General features: G+C 65.5%; 13 protein-coding genes. 12 read left to right on the top strand and 1 reads right to left on the bottom strand.

Translation table 11 applies throughout. The features are described 5' to 3' along the window. The first annotated feature begins 42 nt into the window (after positions 1-42). The 6 genes from CH256_RS06795 (at position 43) to CH256_RS06770 (ending at position 8447) form a co-directional block, all read left to right on the top strand. Complete coding sequence (locus CH256_RS06795; RefSeq protein WP_094639117.1) at positions 43-1026, top strand: cation diffusion facilitator family transporter; 984 nt, start codon at positions 43-45, stop codon at positions 1024-1026. A gap of 136 nt (positions 1027-1162) precedes the next feature. Next, positions 1163-2617, top strand: a complete 1455-nt coding sequence (eat, locus tag CH256_RS06790; RefSeq protein ID WP_094639118.1) for an ethanolamine permease — start codon at positions 1163-1165, stop codon at positions 2615-2617. Then, a complete protein-coding gene (locus CH256_RS06785) occupies positions 2614-4026 on the top strand; it encodes an ethanolamine ammonia-lyase subunit EutB (RefSeq protein WP_068051484.1) in 1413 nt (470 codons plus the stop codon). Before eat ends, CH256_RS06785 begins: the two co-directional genes overlap by 4 nt. Further along, positions 4023-4799: an ethanolamine ammonia-lyase subunit EutC gene (gene eutC, locus CH256_RS06780; RefSeq protein WP_094669164.1), complete on the top strand. Its 777-nt coding sequence runs from the start codon at positions 4023-4025 to the stop codon at positions 4797-4799. Before CH256_RS06785 ends, eutC begins: the two co-directional genes overlap by 4 nt. Positions 4800-4852: 53 nt before the next feature. Beyond that, positions 4853-6487, top strand: a complete 1635-nt coding sequence (locus CH256_RS06775; protein WP_068051480.1) for an AMP-binding protein — start codon at positions 4853-4855, stop codon at positions 6485-6487. 13 nt (positions 6488-6500) lie between these two features. Continuing rightward, entirely contained in the window at positions 6501-8447 is a 1947-nt protein-coding gene (locus tag CH256_RS06770) for an acetoacetate--CoA ligase (protein WP_094669163.1), read from the top strand. Here CH256_RS06770 and CH256_RS06765 read toward each other — a convergent pair. After that, positions 8423-8857 carry an acyl-CoA thioesterase gene (locus tag CH256_RS06765; RefSeq protein WP_094639180.1) on the bottom strand — a complete coding sequence of 145 codons (435 nt, stop codon included), beginning with the start codon at positions 8855-8857 and terminating at the stop codon, positions 8423-8425. The two genes, CH256_RS06770 and CH256_RS06765, sit on opposite strands and share 25 nt — an antisense overlap. A 73-nt stretch (positions 8858-8930) precedes the next feature. Between CH256_RS06765 and CH256_RS06760 the strand changes: the two genes are divergently transcribed. The 6 genes from CH256_RS06760 (at position 8931) to CH256_RS06735 (ending at position 15783) form a co-directional block, all read left to right on the top strand. Beyond that, complete coding sequence (locus CH256_RS06760) at positions 8931-10388, top strand: amidohydrolase (protein WP_094669162.1); 1458 nt, start codon at positions 8931-8933, stop codon at positions 10386-10388. 100 nt (positions 10389-10488) lie between these two features. Further along, positions 10489-10935, top strand: a complete 447-nt coding sequence (locus CH256_RS06755) for a hypothetical protein (protein WP_094669161.1) — start codon at positions 10489-10491, stop codon at positions 10933-10935. Next, complete coding sequence (locus CH256_RS06750) at positions 10932-12422, top strand: sensor histidine kinase (protein WP_231893952.1); 1491 nt, start codon at positions 10932-10934, stop codon at positions 12420-12422. Before CH256_RS06755 ends, CH256_RS06750 begins: the two co-directional genes overlap by 4 nt. A gap of 123 nt (positions 12423-12545) precedes the next feature. After that, entirely contained in the window at positions 12546-14045 is a 1500-nt protein-coding gene (locus CH256_RS06745; RefSeq protein ID WP_256989387.1) for an SLC13 family permease, read from the top strand. A 30-nt stretch (positions 14046-14075) separates the two neighbouring features. Then, positions 14076-15269 (top strand): glycerate kinase family protein, encoded by a 1194-nt coding sequence (locus tag CH256_RS06740; protein ID WP_094669160.1) that lies wholly within the window; start codon positions 14076-14078, stop codon positions 15267-15269. 88 nt (positions 15270-15357) lie between these two features. Next, entirely contained in the window at positions 15358-15783 is a 426-nt protein-coding gene (locus CH256_RS06735) for a PPOX class F420-dependent oxidoreductase (RefSeq protein ID WP_068051470.1), read from the top strand. Positions 15784-16050 lie beyond the last annotated feature (267 nt).

Here is a 16050-nt window from a genome sequence, read left to right as displayed (position 1 = left end):
CACTCAGCCGCACCACTGCGCGGAGCGCATACAGTGCGAACGATGAAGAGCGCACCGAAGTCCGACCACGTCGAGGGTGACGAGAGCCTGCGCACCGTGGTCATCGCTTTCGTCGCCAACCTCGGCGTCGCGATCGCGAAGACCTGTGCAGCGGTGTTCACCGGATCTGCGTCGATGGTTGCCGAAGCCGCGCACTCCTGGGCCGATACCGGGAACGAGATATTCCTGCTCGTCGCCAATCGTCGGGGATCGCGCGGACCGGACGAACGACGGCCACTCGGCTACGGGCGGGAGACCTACTTCTGGTCGACTCTCGCAGCGGTCGGACTCTTCGTCGCCGGTGCGGCGGTGTCGGTGTGGCACGGCATCACCTCGCTGTTCGCCGGCGAATCGAGCAGCGAGAACTACCTCGTCGCATACGTGGTGCTCGGCATCGCATTTCTGCTCGAGGGAGTCTCGTTTCTGCAATCGGTTCGACAGATTCGCGGGGAGGCCGCCGAGTACCACAGAGACTTTCTCGATCACGCGCTCGAGACCTCGGATCCGACACTGCGCGCAGTGTTCGCCGAGGACAGTGCCGCACTGATCGGCATAGTCATCGCCGGTGCCGGAATCGGATTGCATCAGCTCACCGGTAACGCTGCCTTCGACGCCATCGGCTCGATTCTGGTGGGTGTGCTGCTCGGAATCGTCGCGTTCGTACTCATCGATCGAAACCGCCGATTCCTCACCGGCGAACCGGGATCGAGAGCATTATGGAACGCGGTGGTGCAGCGGATCGAGGAACTTCCCGACGTGGCGTCGGTCCGGTTCGTTCGCATCGAGTTCGTCGGTCCCAAACAGCTCTACGTGGTGGCGAGTGTCGATCTCGTCGGTGATTTCGCAGAATCACGCATCGCGCACACGCTCCGGCGGCTGGAGCGTGAGTTGGAAGCCAACAGAGCTGTGGTGGACGCAGTACTGACAGTCGCCGAACCGGACGAGGGAGACCTCGGCGACGTCAACGCCGTCGGGTACCAGCCGTAATTCGCCCGTCATTCATCGATGACGCGCCGCTTACATCACGCGCCTATCGTGAACCGATTCGCGCGCCACACCTGTTGTGAATCGTCCCCTCGGGCGTGACCGTCGTCCCGAGCGTTATGGCTACGAGAGGCTTGTCATGTCCGTAGTAGACCCCCAGTCGTCTCCTCCGAAATCGGGCTCCCACGAGAGCACTCAGTCACACGTCGAGGGCGGTGACTACCTGGCCAAGCGAACCCTGAAGAAGGGAACGGCAGGCTGGGTCCTGCTGGCGGGCCTCGGAGTCAGCTACGTCATCTCCGGGGACTATTCCGGATGGAATTTCGGTCTCGCCGAGGGTGGCTTCGGTGGTCTGCTCATCGCGGCGATCATCATCGCGGGCATGTACCTGGCCATGGTGCTCGGCATGGCCGAGATGTCCTCGGCGCTGCCCGCGGCCGGCGGTGGCTACACCTTCGCCCGCCGCGCTCTCGGACCGTGGGGCGGATTCGCCACCGGTACAGCGATTCTCATCGAGTACGCCATCGCTCCCGCCGCCATCGCGACGTTCATCGGTGCCTACGTCGAATCCCTCGGGCTGTTCGGCATCACCGACGGGTGGTGGGTCTACCTGGTGGTCTATGCGGTGTTCATCGGAATCCATCTCTCCGGCGCAGGCGAAGCCCTCAAGATCATGTTCGTCATCACCGCGATCGCCTTGGTCGGACTCATCGTGTTCGCCGTCGCCGCCATCGGACAATTCGACGCGAGCAACCTGACCGACATCGCGCCCACCGACGCAGCCGGAGCTTCGGGATTTCTGCCGTTCGGCTACCTGGGCATCTGGGCTGCCGTCCCGTTCGCCATCTGGTTCTTCCTTGCGATCGAAGGCGTTCCGCTGGCCGCAGAAGAGGCCAAGGATCCGACCAAGAACGTCCCACGCGGCATCATCGCCGCCATGGGCGTGCTGCTCGTCACCGGTGCTGTCGTGCTGCTCCTGGTGACCGGCGCAGGCGGTGCCGACGCCGTCAAGGAATCGGGAAATCCGTTGGTGGAAGCCCTCGGTGACGGAACTGCGAGCAAGATCGTCAACTACATCGGCCTCGCCGGACTGGTTGCGTCCTTCTTCTCGATCATGTACGCGTACTCGCGCCAGCTCTTTGCGCTCTCGCGTGCCGGATACCTGCCGAAGACACTGTCCATCACCAACTCTCGCAAGGCCCCGACGCTCGCCTTGATCGTCCCCGGCGTCATCGGCTTCCTGCTCTCACTGACCGGTCAGGGCGCAATGTTGCTGAACATGGCCGTGTTCGGCGCGGCGCTGAGCTACGTACTGATGATGGTCAGTCACATCGTGCTCCGTCGCAAGGAGCCGAACATGGAACGCCCGTACCGAACCCCCGGCGGCGTCGTGACCACCGGATTCGCGTTGATCGTCGCAGCGCTCGCCGTTGTCGCCACGTTCGTCGTCGATTCCACAGCGGCACTGTGGTGCCTCGGCGTGTTCGTCGCGTTCATGGCCTACTTCGGCATCTACAGCAGGCATCATCTGGTCGCGAACTCGCCGGACGAGGAGTTCGCTGCGCTGGCCGAGGCCGAGGCCGAGCTGGAATGACGATCTACACCCAGCAGGTCTCGGGCACCACCTACACCTTCGACGGGTTGGTGGACTTGATGGCCAAGGCGACACCGCTTCGATCGGGCGACGAATTGGCAGGCTGCGCAGCGGAATCGGATGCCGAGCGCGCGGCAGCCCAGTGGGCATTGTCGGAGGTCTCGCTCGACGTCTTCCTGCAGGATCTGCTCGTGCCGTACGAGAGCGACGAGGTCACCCGGCTCATCATCGATTCACACGATCGCATCGCCTTCGGAGCGGTGTCGCACCTGACCGTCGGAGGCTTGCGGGACTGGCTGCTCCAGGTCACCGCCAGGCCGGACGCGGCCGCGACGTTGCGGTCGGTGGCCGCCGGACTGACTCCGGAGATGGTGGCAGCGGTCAGCAAGATCATGCGAAACCAGGATCTCATCGCGGTGTCTCGAGCCGTGCAGGTGACGTCGGCTTTTCGTACGACGGTGGGACTGCCCGGAACGCTCACCACCCGGCTTCAGCCCAATCACCCGACGGACGACCCCCGCGGAATCGCCGCGGCCACGCTCGACGGGTTGCTGCTCGGATCGGGTGACGCGGTCATCGGGATCAACCCGGCGACCGACTCACCTCAGGCGACGGCCGAACTGCTGCACCTGCTCGACGAGATCCGGCAACGCTTCGAGATTCCCACTCAGTCGTGCGTGCTCTCGCACGTGACGACGACGATGGAACTGATCGACAAGGGCGTTCCGGTCGATCTGGTGTTCCAGTCCATCGCGGGCACCGAAGGAGCCAATTCGAGCTTCGGAGTGAACATCCCGCTGCTTCGGCAAGCCAACGAGGCCGGCCGATCGCTGCACCGCGGAACCGTCGGGAACAACGTCATGTATCTCGAAACAGGCCAGGGTTCGGCGTTGTCGGCGGGCGCGCACATCGGTACCGGCGACCGCCCCGTCGATCAGCAGACCCTCGAAACGCGTGCGTATGCGGTGGCCCGCGATCTCGAGCCGCTGCTGATCAACACCGTCGTCGGATTCATCGGGCCCGAGTACCTGTACGACGGCAAACAGATCATCAGAGCCGGCCTCGAAGATCACTTCTGCGGCAAGCTGCTGGGACTGCCGATGGGTGTCGACGTCTGCTACACCAACCATGCCGAGGCCGACCAGGACGACATGGACACCCTGCTGACGCTCCTGGGTACCGCCGGGGTCGCGTTCGTGATCGCGGTGCCGGGTGCCGACGACGTCATGCTCGGCTACCAGTCGTTGAGTTTTCACGATGTGCTCTACGTTCGGCAGGTTCTCGGTCTGCGACCCGCACCGGAATTCGAGTCGTGGCTCTCCCGACTGGGCATGGTGGACGCCGACGGCAGAGTCCTCGACGTCGATGCCGCGGGATCGCCGCTGCGCGCGTTGATGAGTGCGCGATGAGCACGCCAGCGGAACGACCGGAAGTAGAGTTCTGGGGCGAGTTGCGCGCGATGACGCAGGCTCGAATCGGGTTGGGCCGCATCGGTGATTCGTTGCCGACCACGCGGGTGCTCGAGTTTCGCTCGGCGCATGCTGCGGCGCGTGATGCTGTGCACATGCCGCTCGAGGTCGAGGAGTTCGTGGGCCGGGTGGAGCAGGTCGGTCTCGGTGCGCCGTCGGTGGTGACGTCGTTGGCGACGAGTCGCGCGGAGTATCTGCGACGGCCAGATCTCGGTCGGCAACCGAAGGATCTGTCTGACGTGGTGAATTCCGAGAGCGAGATCGGCATCGTGTTGGGCGACGGGTTGTCCCCACGGGCGCTCGCCGATCACGGCGTGCCGATGCTGGAGGCGCTGAAAGCAGAGCTCTCCGATCGTTATTCGATCGCGGCTCCGGTGATTGCAACCGAGGCGCGGGTAGCGCTCGGTGACCACATCGCCGCCGCGATGGGTGTGCGGACGGTGTTGGTGCTGATCGGGGAGCGTCCGGGGTTGTCGGTCGCCGACAGTCTCGGTATCTATCTGACGCATCTGCCGAAACCCGGGTGCACCGACGCCGATCGCAATTGCGTATCCAACATCCATCCGCCGGAAGGCCAGGGGTATGCGCAGTCGGCACGAATCGTGGCCGGCCTGTTGGCCGGTGCCAGGAAGCTCGGGGGGTCGGGTGTGGCGTTGAAGGACACCTCGCGAGCCGATGTGCTCGAGGCAGCCGAGGCCCTCACCCTCGAGTGACATCCCCCTATTCGGGGGTGGCCGAGGGTGACCGGGCTCACTACCGTGGCCGTATGGACAGTTACTCTTCCGGTGAGTCGGACACAGCGGTGCTGGACGACACGATCGGTGCGAATCTGGATCGAACTGCGGCGCGGTACTCGGATCGCGATGCGCTGATAGATGTTGCGTCCGGGCGACGGTGGACCTACTCGGAGTTCGTCGCCGACGTCGATCTGTTGGCGGCCGGCTTGCTCGTGGCTGGTGTCGAGGTGGGGGACCGCGTCGGGATATGGGCACCGAACTGCCCGGAATGGGTTCTGGCGCAGTACGCGACGGCCAAGGTCGGTGCCGTGTTGGTCAACATCAACCCCGCGTACCGTTCGCACGAGTTGCAGTTCGTGCTGAAGCAGGCCGGGGTGTCGGTGTTGTTGTCGGCCAGGGAGTTCAAGGGGTCGGACTACGCGGCGATGATCGACGACGCCCGCCCCGAGGTGCCGTCTCTGCGTGAGGTGCTGTTCATCGGGAGCATCCAGTGGGAAGCGATGACCGATCGCGGGCATCGAGCGCTGGCGAAGACTCCGCGCATGATCACCGATGTGTCCGAGCGGCTCCGCTGCGACGACGCCATCAACATCCAGTACACCTCGGGGACAACGGGTTTCCCCAAGGGTGCGACGCTCAGTCATCGAAACATCCTCAACAACGGATTCTTCGTCGGCGAGCTCTGCCACTACACCGCCGAGGATCGAGTGTGCATTCCGGTGCCGTTCTACCACTGCTTCGGCATGGTGATGGGCAATCTCGCGTGCACGTCGCACGGCGCAGCGATGGTGATTCCCGGGCCCTCGTTCGATCCGGTCGCGACGTTGACGGCCGTTTCCACGGAGAAGTGCACGTCGCTCTACGGAGTCCCGACGATGTTCATCGCCGAACTGGCACTGGAAAACTTCGAGGACTTCGACCTCGGCAGTCTGCGTACCGGCATCATGGCCGGATCGCCGTGCCCCACCGAGGTGATGAAGCAGGTGATCGAGCGCATGGGGATGGCCGAGGTGTCGATCTGTTACGGCATGACCGAGACTTCGCCGGTGTCCCTGCAGACTCGGAGCGAGGACTCCATCGAGCAACGGGTGTCGACCGTCGGACGCGTCGGTCCGCACCTCGAAGTGAAGATCGTCGATCCGATCGAGGGCAGCACACTGCCGCGCGGCGAGGCGGGCGAGCTGTGCACGCGCGGGTATTCGGTGATGTTGGGCTACTGGGAGCAGCCGGAGAAGACCGCCGAGGCCATCGACGACGAGGGGTGGATGCACACCGGCGACATCGGGGTGATGGACGACGATGGCTACGTGGCGATCACCGGACGGATCAAGGACATGGTGATTCGCGGCGGCGAGAACATCTATCCCCGCGAAGTGGAGGAGTTCCTGTACACACATCCCGACGTCCTCGACGCGCAGGTGATCGGTGTGCCCGACCCGAAGTACGGTGAAGAGCTGATGGTGTGGATCAGGATGAAAGACGATGCTGCGCCGCTCGATTCGGCAGCGGTGCGTGAGTTCTGCGACGGGCGGTTGGCTCACTACAAGATCCCGCGGTACGTGCACGTGGTCGACGAGTTCCCGATGACGGTCACCGGCAAGGTGCGCAAGGTGGAGATGCGCGAGCGATCGCTCGGCCTGATCGAACAGCTGCCCTTCGGCTGACATACTCGCTTCCATGACCAGTGCGCTGTGGACGCCGACGGTTTCCGACCTTGCCGAGGCTCGGGTGACCGAGTTCGCGCGCTTCGTCGAGCAACGTCACGATGTGCTTCTCCCGGACTACTTCGCTCTGTGGCGATGGTCGACGACCGAGCTGGAGCTGTTCTGGCGAGCGGTGTGGGACTTCTTCGAGGTTCGCTCCTCCAGCGTGCCGACAACGGTGCTCGCGGAGCGCACGATGCCTGGCGCACAGTGGTTTCCGGGTACGGAATTGAACTACGTGGACCACGTGACTCGGCACGCTCGACCCGCTCGCGCCGCGATCGTGCACGCCCGCGAGGACGGTTCGACGCGGACCGTGACGTGGGAGGAGATGATCGATCAGGCCGGGGCGCTGGCGGGGACGTTGGCCGGCGCGGGAGTTCGACGCGGCGACCGCGTCGTCGGGTATCTGCCCAACGTTCCCGAGGCGGTGATCGCGTTCCTGGCGACCGCGAGCCTGGGTGCGGTGTGGTCCGCGTGCGGGCAGGACTACTCGGTCTCGGCAGCACTCGATCGTCTGGCCCAGCTCGAACCCACGGCACTGATCACTGCCGACGGGTACGTCTACGGAGGGAAGTTCCGAGACAAGGCCGCCGATGTCGACGCGCTCACGACCGGGCTGCCGACGCTACGGCTGGTGGTGACGGTCGGCGAGGCGTCGGGAAGTGCGGTGAGCTGGTCTGCCGCAACAGCGCAGAGCCGTGAATTGGAACCGGTCGCAGTGCCGTTCGATCATCCACTGTGGGTCGTGTTCTCCTCCGGTACCACCGGTCTGCCCAAGGGCATCGTGCACGGCCACGGCGGCGTGGTGCTCGAACATCTCAAATCCGTTGCCCTGCACTCCGATCTGGGGCCCGAGGACGTGTTCTTCTGGTACACCAGCCCCAGCTGGATGATGTGGAATTTTCAGGTCGCCGGTCTGCTGGCCGGGTCCACGATCGTGTGCGCCGACGGCAATCCCGCATTTCCGACGCCTGATGCATTGTGGGACATCGCCGCTCGGCTGGGTGTGACCTATGTCGGCACCAGCCCCGGGTACGTACTCGCATGCATCAAGGCCGACGCACATCCGGGCTCCGATCACGATCTCTCGGCACTGCGGGCCGTCGGGATCACCGGGTCCGCGATGCCTGCGACGTCGTCGATCTGGTTGTCGGAGAACATCGGAGCCCATGTGCCGGTCTTCTCCATCTCCGGTGGCACCGACGTGGTGTCGGCGTTCGCCGGGGGAGTGCGGACCGCGCCGGTCCGGGCGGGGGAGCTGTCGGTGCCGTTCCTCGGCGTCGCGCTGGACGCCTACGACGAGGACGGCCACGCAGTCCGTGGCACCGTCGGTGAGTTGGTCGTCACCGAGCCGATGCCGTCGATGCCGCTGCACTTCTGGAACGACGCGGACGGATCTCGCTACCGAGAGGCGTACTTCGAGACCTATCCGGGAATCTGGCGGCACGGCGACTGGATCACCAGGACCGATCGCGGCAGTGTGCTCGTCCACGGCCGGTCGGATTCCACGCTCAACCGCAACGGAATTCGTATGGGGAGCGCTGACATCTATCAGGCCGTCGAATCGTTGGACGAGGTCGCCGAGGCGCTCGTTCTGGGCATCGAGCTACCCGACGGCGGATATTGGATGCCGCTGTTCGTGGTGGTCCCGGGCGGCGCGACCGACGAGTTGGCCGAACGCATCCGATCCGTCATCGGAACCCAGGTGTCGCCGCGACACGTTCCCGACGACGTCATCGCCACGCCCGCGCTGCCCCACACTCGAACGGGGAAGAAACTCGAGGTACCGCTCAAACGACTTTTCCAAGGTGCCGCTGCGGCAGGCACCGTCGATGCGAGCGCCGTCGACGACCCGGCTGCGTTGGCGTGGTTCGTCGACCGGGCGGCCGAGTTTCAGCGAGTCCAGCGCGCGAGGTAGGCCTTCTCCTCCGGCGCGATGCGGCGCAGAGTCTCGGCACCGACGTCGACCATCGCCATCCGGGTGGTTGCCACCACCGCGGGCGGCGAATCCGGTGCCGCTCCCGCGGCGCGCACCTCGTACCCGATGGTGAAGTCGACAGCACGCACCTTCTCGAACCACAGGGTGACGTCGAGTGGACCGTCCGAATGACGGAGCGGCTTCTTGTACGCAATGGTCACGTTGGCGATCAACGCACTCTTGATCAGTGACTCGTTGGCCTCACCCTCGCTGAGCAGCCACTCGATTCGCGCTTCTTCGAGCAGTGTGACCATCCGTGCATGATTGATGTGCGCAAAGGCGTCCATGTCGGACCAGCGCACCGTCACGCTCGCGTGATATCCGACAGGACCGGTCTGCTCTGTCTGCATCGCAACAGGCTCTGTTTTCATTGCTAGAGGATGGCATGCGCGCCCGTGAAGTCGACGCTCTAGAGTCCCAGGAGTGATTATCGCCAATGTCGCACTGGATGGTTCCGGCGTGCTCTTCGACATCGAACTCGCAGGGTCGGTCATCGCGGCGATCACCCCCGCAGGTACTCGACGTGCAGTGGGTGACGAGGTGCTCGACGGTGGGGGCGGGGTGGCGCTACCCGGATTCGTGGACTCTCACGTGCATCTGACGCAGTGGGCGGCGGCCCGTAGGCGAATCGACGTCGGGCCGGCGATGTCGGCGGCCGACGCCGTCGCGCTGGTGTACCCCTACGCGCGTACGGCAGGTGAATCCGTGGTGCGCGCCAACGGTTTCCGCGATGCACAGTGGCCGGAGGAGCCACACAAGGACCTGCTCGAGAATGCGCTGCCCGGTGCCCGCGTGGCGATGACGAGTATGGATCTGCACACGCTGTGGCTGAGCCCGGCGTTGCTCGACGACCTGGGTATCGACCACCCCACCGGTGTGTTGCGCGACGTCGACGGCCTCGAAGCGGTCATGGCTCTCGAAGAGCAGGAGGACCCGGCCGAACTCGATCGAGCCGTGCTCGACGCGACCGCGGCACTGGCGGTCCGCGGAGTCACCGGCGTCGTGGATTTCGAGTTCGCCGACAACAAGACGGTCTGGGATCGACGCCTGACGGCCGGCTCTCCCGCGGTACGCGTCGACACGACCGTGTGGCCGCAATGGCTCGACGAAGCACTCGAGCGCGGCGAGCGGACCGGAGACGTCTCGGCTCTGTCGGAACTGATCCGGCGGGGACCACTCAAGGTGATGCTCGACGGCTCGCTCAACACCCGGACGGCGTGCTGCCACGACCGATACCCGGGGATCGAGGGTGACGACGCGTACGGTCTGCTGCTCGAGACCCGGGAAGGTCTGTTCGAGCTCGTGTCGCGGGCCTCACGCGGCGGCATCGTTCCGGCGATCCACGCGATCGGTGACCGCGCGAACGGTGTTGCTCTCGATGCGTTCGAGCGTGCCGGTTGCGGTGGTCGAATCGAACATGCGCAACAGATCCTGCCGGAGGACATCGCGCGTTTCGCAGCGCTCGGCGTCGCGGCATCGGTACAGCCGCAGCACGCGATGGCCGATCGCGAGATCGCCGAGGATCTGTGGGCCGGACGGCGCTCGGTGGCGTACGGATACGGAACCCTGCACCGGAGCGGGGCGAGGTTGCTGTTCGGTTCCGACGCGCCGGTCAGTCCGCCCGAGCCGTTGGCGGGAGTCGCCGCAGCGGTGTTCCGTACCGACGACGACCGACCTCCGTGGCACCCCGAGGAAGCGGTACCTCTCGAGGTGGCACTGCGGGCAGCGTGCGGTGGCCGCGGGATACTCCGCGTGGGGGATACGGCGGACATCGTCGTTCTCGTCGAGCATCCCGTGCACCGATCGGCACACGATCTGGCCGACACCGAGATCCGAGCGACGATCTGCGCCGGCGCGCTCACTCACGCGTCCGCCGGATAGGCACCGGGTTCGCGGACGAAAATTCGGTCTCGACCCGGACATGAGAACTCACTCATGTTGCCCTCATCGGCGTCTCACTCGTTCGAGGCAGTGTGGTGATGTGAAGTTCGCACCCAAGATCGCCGTCCTGGCAGCCGTGGTGATCGTTCCGGTGGGCGTAGCACTGGCGAGCACCGTACTCGCCGACACCCCACAGCCACCGAGCTTCGAGCCGCGAGTCACCGTCGGAGTCGCGGCACCGAGCGCATCCCAGACCTCCGGCGAGGCACCGCCCCCATCGGACACACCGCCCTCCTCGACCGTGGCACCCCCGACCGCTGCACCCTCGACCGCGGCTCCCTCGGTGGCCGAAATCCCTCCCGCGGCCACGGGCCCGGTGGGCGGTACGGCTCCGGATGCAGCGGAGCCGCCGGCAGCACCGCAGTCCATCGTCGTCCCTGCCCCGCCTCCCGTCGAAGTCATTCCGGACGGTGATGACGATGATGACGACGTCGGTGGCCCGGACGATGCGGATGGCGACGACGATGTGGAAGACGACGACGGGTGAACTCGACCGAGAAACTGATCGACGGCAGTGATGCCCGCACCGAGGTGCTCGCTCGGAGGGGACCTGTGCCCGAGCCTGCGCCTCGTCGTCCCCGGGTGGGAACCCGTGTTCCGGCGCGGGTGCGCATCCTCGGCTGGCTGTTGTTCGTCATGGCACTGGCCATGCTGGCCGTGGGGGTTGCCGTCCGAACGATCCTCCTCGCCGATGTCGAGAGAGACACTGCGGTGGCGCTCGAGCAAGAGATCGGCGAGTTCAGCGAGTTCGCTGCGACCGGCCGGGATCCGGACGACGGGTTGCCGTTCGGCGATGTCGCCGATCTGCTCCAGTTGCACCTACAGCGCCAATACCCGGACGACGACGAGATCCTGTTCGGCTACACCGATCGACTGCTGCGTCAGGAGCGCAGCGGCCCGGGAGATCTGGTCGCCGACGCGGCCGTCGTATCGGCGATCGTGGACTCACCCGACAGTGTGGGATCGACGCAGACTTCGGAAGGTGAAGTCGCCTGGGCGAAACAGGTCGCCGAACCTTCCGGCGGAGGCCAGGCCGGAACTTTCGCGATCGGAATCCTCGTCGACCGCGAACGCGCGGACGTATCCGACACCGTTCGTGTGGTGATCGGAGTGTCACTGATGGCACTGCTGTTCACCGGCGGCATCGCCTGGGTCGTGGCCGGGCAGATCCTTGCGCCCGTGCGTCTGGTTCGGCGGACCGCAGCCCAGATCACCACCGACGACCTGTCCAGGCGGATCGAAGTGGACGGCCGAGACGACGTCGCCGAACTCGCCGACACCTTCAACGACATGCTCGATCGATTGGAGTCCGCGTTCGCCGCGCAGCGACAATTCGTCGACGACGCGAGCCATGAGCTTCGTACGCCGATCACGATCGTGCTGGGGCATCTCGAACTGATGGGTGATGACCCACGCGAGCGCGAAGAGACGGTCCGGCTCGTCACCGACGAGTTGGACCGAATGAACCGGATCGTGGAAGACCTGTTGCTTCTTGCCAAAGCCGAGCGGCCGGATTTCGTGCACAAGCAACCGGTGGATCTCGAGACCCTCACGCGCGACATCGACGCGAAGGTACGCGCGCTCGCCGACCGCGACTGGATACTGGGGCACGTCGGCACGGGCTCGGTGCGGGTCGATCCACAACGAGTCACGCAGGCAGTGCTTCAGCTGGCGCAGAATGCGGTGTCGCACACCGGCCCCGGTGACCGAATCGTCGTGGGCTCCGAGCTCGCCCTGGACCGAGTTCTGTTGTGGGTGAGCGACACCGGTCCCGGTGTGTCCAGCGAGGACGCGCCGACCATCTTCGAACGATTCGCGCGCGGCACCAGTGCTTCGCCTCGCTCGGACAACGGCGGAGCGGGTCTGGGCCTGAGTATCGTGCGAGCGATCGCCGACGGGCATCACGGTGCCGCGACACTCGACAGTCGGCCCGGTGCCGGTGCGACATTCGGGCTCGACCTGCCGGCACGGTGAGCGACCGACGATTTCGTTCTGCCAGAAATGTTTCCGCGTCACCCACGGCAGTGGAACGGCACATGAAAGAACGCTCATGGAACGTTCATCGACGTTTCATCGGACGGACCGAGACTGGTCACCATGAACACGGTCAGCTACAGAACGCAGCCACCTCCTGTCCCGGAACCGATGCGCTCGTGGCGCTTTCGCGATCTGTTGACCCGCCGACTGGTCCAGGGTGTCATGAGTTCGGTTGCGCTGCTGGTACTCCTGGCCGTACTCGCCGGCGCGGCGCAAGGGCTGCCCAGCGCCGGGCGTACCACGCTCGTGGTCTTCACCGCAGCTGTCGCGCTCTGGGTGTTCACGAAGATCGACGACACCTACGTAGCTCTCGGTGCGGCACTTGCTCTGGTACTGACCGGTGTGGTGAGCACCGACGCACTGTTCGACACTCTCGGCGAGGAGACCATCTGGCTTCTCATCGCGGCATTCATCATCGCCGCGGGAGTCCGCGAGTCCGGTTTGGCAACGCGCGCAGCAGTGTTCATCGTCAGTGGCGCGCGTAGCGTACGCCAGCTCGCCCATCTGGTGACGGCCGCGTTGATCGTGACCGCTTTCGCGATCCCCGCCACCTCGGGTCGCGCGGCCCTTGCGCTGCCGGTGTTCTTGGCGTTGGCGCAGGCGCTCGCCGAGCGCAAGCGGGTGGTGCGGGCGTTGGCAATCCTGTTTCCTACCGTCATCCTGCTGTCCGCGGTGGCGACGCTCATCGGGGCGGGGGCGCATCTGATCACCAGCCAGGTGCTCGAGAGTGCGACGGGTACCGGGATCAGCTTCACCGCGTGGCTGTTGCTCGGTGTGCCGCTGGCCGTGGTCAGCAGCCACTGCGCCGCCGAACTCGTACTGGCGCTGTTCACCGATCGGGAGGATCGCCGAATACCGTTGACGGTGAACGTATCCGACATGGCGTCGCGACTCCCGACGCCGGTGACGGGACCGCTGACCATAGCGGAGAACCGGGCCGCGACGCTGCTGGCCGTCGTCATCGTGCTGTGGTGCTCCGAACCGTTGCACGGCGTGCACCCCGCCATCATCGCCCTGCTGGGTGCCTTGATCTCCACCTCGCCGCGGGTGGGTACCACCGACTTCGGAAAGGCGCTCGCCACCGTGCCATGGTCCCTGCTGCTGTTCATGGCGGCAACGCTGGCCCTCGGGACCGCGTTGACGACGTCCGGTGCGGCAGGGTGGCTCTCGGACGGGCTGTTCACGTTGGTTCCGATCGGCTCGGCACCGCCCTGGGTGTTCATCGCGGTGGTGATCGTGCTGTCCGTGGCCTCGCACCTTCTCATCCAATCTCGCTCGGCACGTTCGTCCGTCCTCGTTCCGCTCGTCGTCACCACGGCTTCGGCGCTCGGAGTCGACCCCATGGCCGCGGCCTTCGCGTCGACGGCTGCAGCAGGCTTCTGCCACACCATGCCGTCCTCGGCGAAGCCGGTGGCAATCTTCGCCGAAGCCGAAGGTGTGGAGACGTATTCACCGAAGGACCTGCTACGCCTGTCCGCCTTTCTCGCGCCGCTGACCGCAGGGACCGTGCTGTTCTTCGCCGTGTTCGTGTGGCCGCTGCTCGGCACCCCCATCTCCTGATCTCCCACCCTCGAAAAGGAATCGATCACCATGCCGTCTTCCACCCCACTCCGATTCGTCGTCGCCCCGTCCGGGTTCAAGGAATCTCTCGGTGCCGACGAGGTTGCATCGGCCATTGCCGCTGGTATTCGCCGGGTGGTGCCCGGGGCCATCGTCAACTCGGTCCCCCTCGTCGACGGGGGTGAGGGGTCCGCCCGCGCCCTTGCCGGTGCCACCCTGGGCAAGGTGATCGACACCGTCGTGACCGGGCCGGTGGGCAAGCCGGTCGATTCCCATTTCGCTCTGCTGGGAACGGACGGGCCGGTCACCGCGGTCGTGGAGATGGCAGCAGCGGCCGGTCTGTCGCTGGTTCCGCGAGACATGCGCGACCCGACGGTGACCACGAGTCGCGGAGTCGGTGAGCTCATCCGCACCGCCCTCGACTACGGTGCCGAACGAATCCTGTTGGGCTGCGGCGACTCCGGCACCTCGGACGGCGGCGCGGGGCTTCTGCAGGCGCTCGGAGTGCGACTCCTCGATGCCGAAGGCCTGGAATTGGGCGACGGCGGAGGCGAGTTGACTCGGCTCGACCACATCGATGTATCCGGCCTCGATTCACGGCTGAGTCCGGGAAGCGGTGTAGAGATCAGGGTCGCATGCAACCCACACAACATTCTCTGTGGGCCCGGCGGAGTCGCCCGAATCTTCGCACCGCAGAAGGGGGCCAGCTCGACGCAAGTGGAGATCCTGTCGGCTGCGATGGACCGCTGGGCCGAGGTGTTGGAGCGTGACGTGTCGACGCGGCCGGCCGGTCTGAACCTCCGCACCGGGCCCGGTACCGGCGCGTCCGGCGGGATGGGGGCAGGCGTGGCAGCGGTCCTGCGGGCCGAATTGCTACCACGCTTCGAGGTGATGCTCGATCATGTCGACCTCGACAGCCTCATCGCGACAGCAGACCTGGTGTTGACCGCCGAGGGGTCCATCGACAAGCAGACGCCGAAGGGGAAGATCCCGACGGAGGTCGCCCGCCGAGCCAAGCTTCACGGCAAACCTGTGGTGGCGCTCGCGGGAACCATCGGTCTCGACGCCCGCGCCAACTACGACTCGGGTATCGACGCCTTCGCCGGCATCCTCCCCTCACCGGTCGAGTTGGTCGAGGCGCTCGAACGGGGTGCCGAGTTCCTGACCGACGCCACGGAGCGAGCGATGAGATTGCTTCTGGTCGGAGCGACTCTCGGCCGGTGAGGCCGGAGCAGCGTGAATGGATCTCGTGGACCTGCCGAAGTGTCCGCGATCGCCGATTCTGTCGGACCACCCGCGTAGCGTGTCTGCGATGACGTCGATCACCGATCCGCGCGTACGCGAGTTTCTGTCCACGGGTACCCGCACCGGCAAGCTCGGGTACCTGGCCTCCGACGGCAGGCCCCTGGTTGCCCCGGTCTGGTTCATCGTCGAGGGCGACGAGATCGTGTTCAACACGGGGGCCGACACCGCGAAGGGAAAGTCGATTCGCCGTGATCCCCGCGTGGTGCTGACCGTCGATCTCGAAGAGCCGCCGTACGGATTCGTCCAGGTGCAGGGCATCGCGTCGGTCGACGAGGATCCCGCCGAGTTGCTCCGCACCGCCACCGAGCTGGGGGCTCGGTACATGGGCCGCGATCGCGCCGAGGAGTTCGGCGCACGCAACGGTGTTCCGGGCGAATTGATCGTTCGGGTGACACCGAACAAGGTGATCGCCGCTTTCGACATGACGGCATGACGAGCGACGGTCTTCGCCCGGTCGGCACTGTAGATTGACCGGGTGCCGAATCGAGTCGGAGTGTGTCGGGTGAGCTCGGATCGGGTATCGACTTGTAACAGTCCGGTACATACGGACGGATATGTACTGAAAGGTAACTTCGAGTTGTTTCCGGTGAGAAAATAGAGAACGAAGTAAGCAACTTGCTCGATGTGTTCGGTGCCTGCCGATCGCTGCTCGTGTGGCAGCCGGTGGGGGCGCGTGTGATTGTGGGAAAGAGAGGCTTCG

It is taken from the genome of Rhodococcus sp. 05-2254-6, assembly GCF_002258565.1.
In the GTDB taxonomy this organism is placed as follows: Bacteria; Actinomycetota; Actinomycetes; order Mycobacteriales; family Mycobacteriaceae; genus Rhodococcoides.
This window is presented reverse-complemented; position numbering and strand designations above follow the sequence as displayed.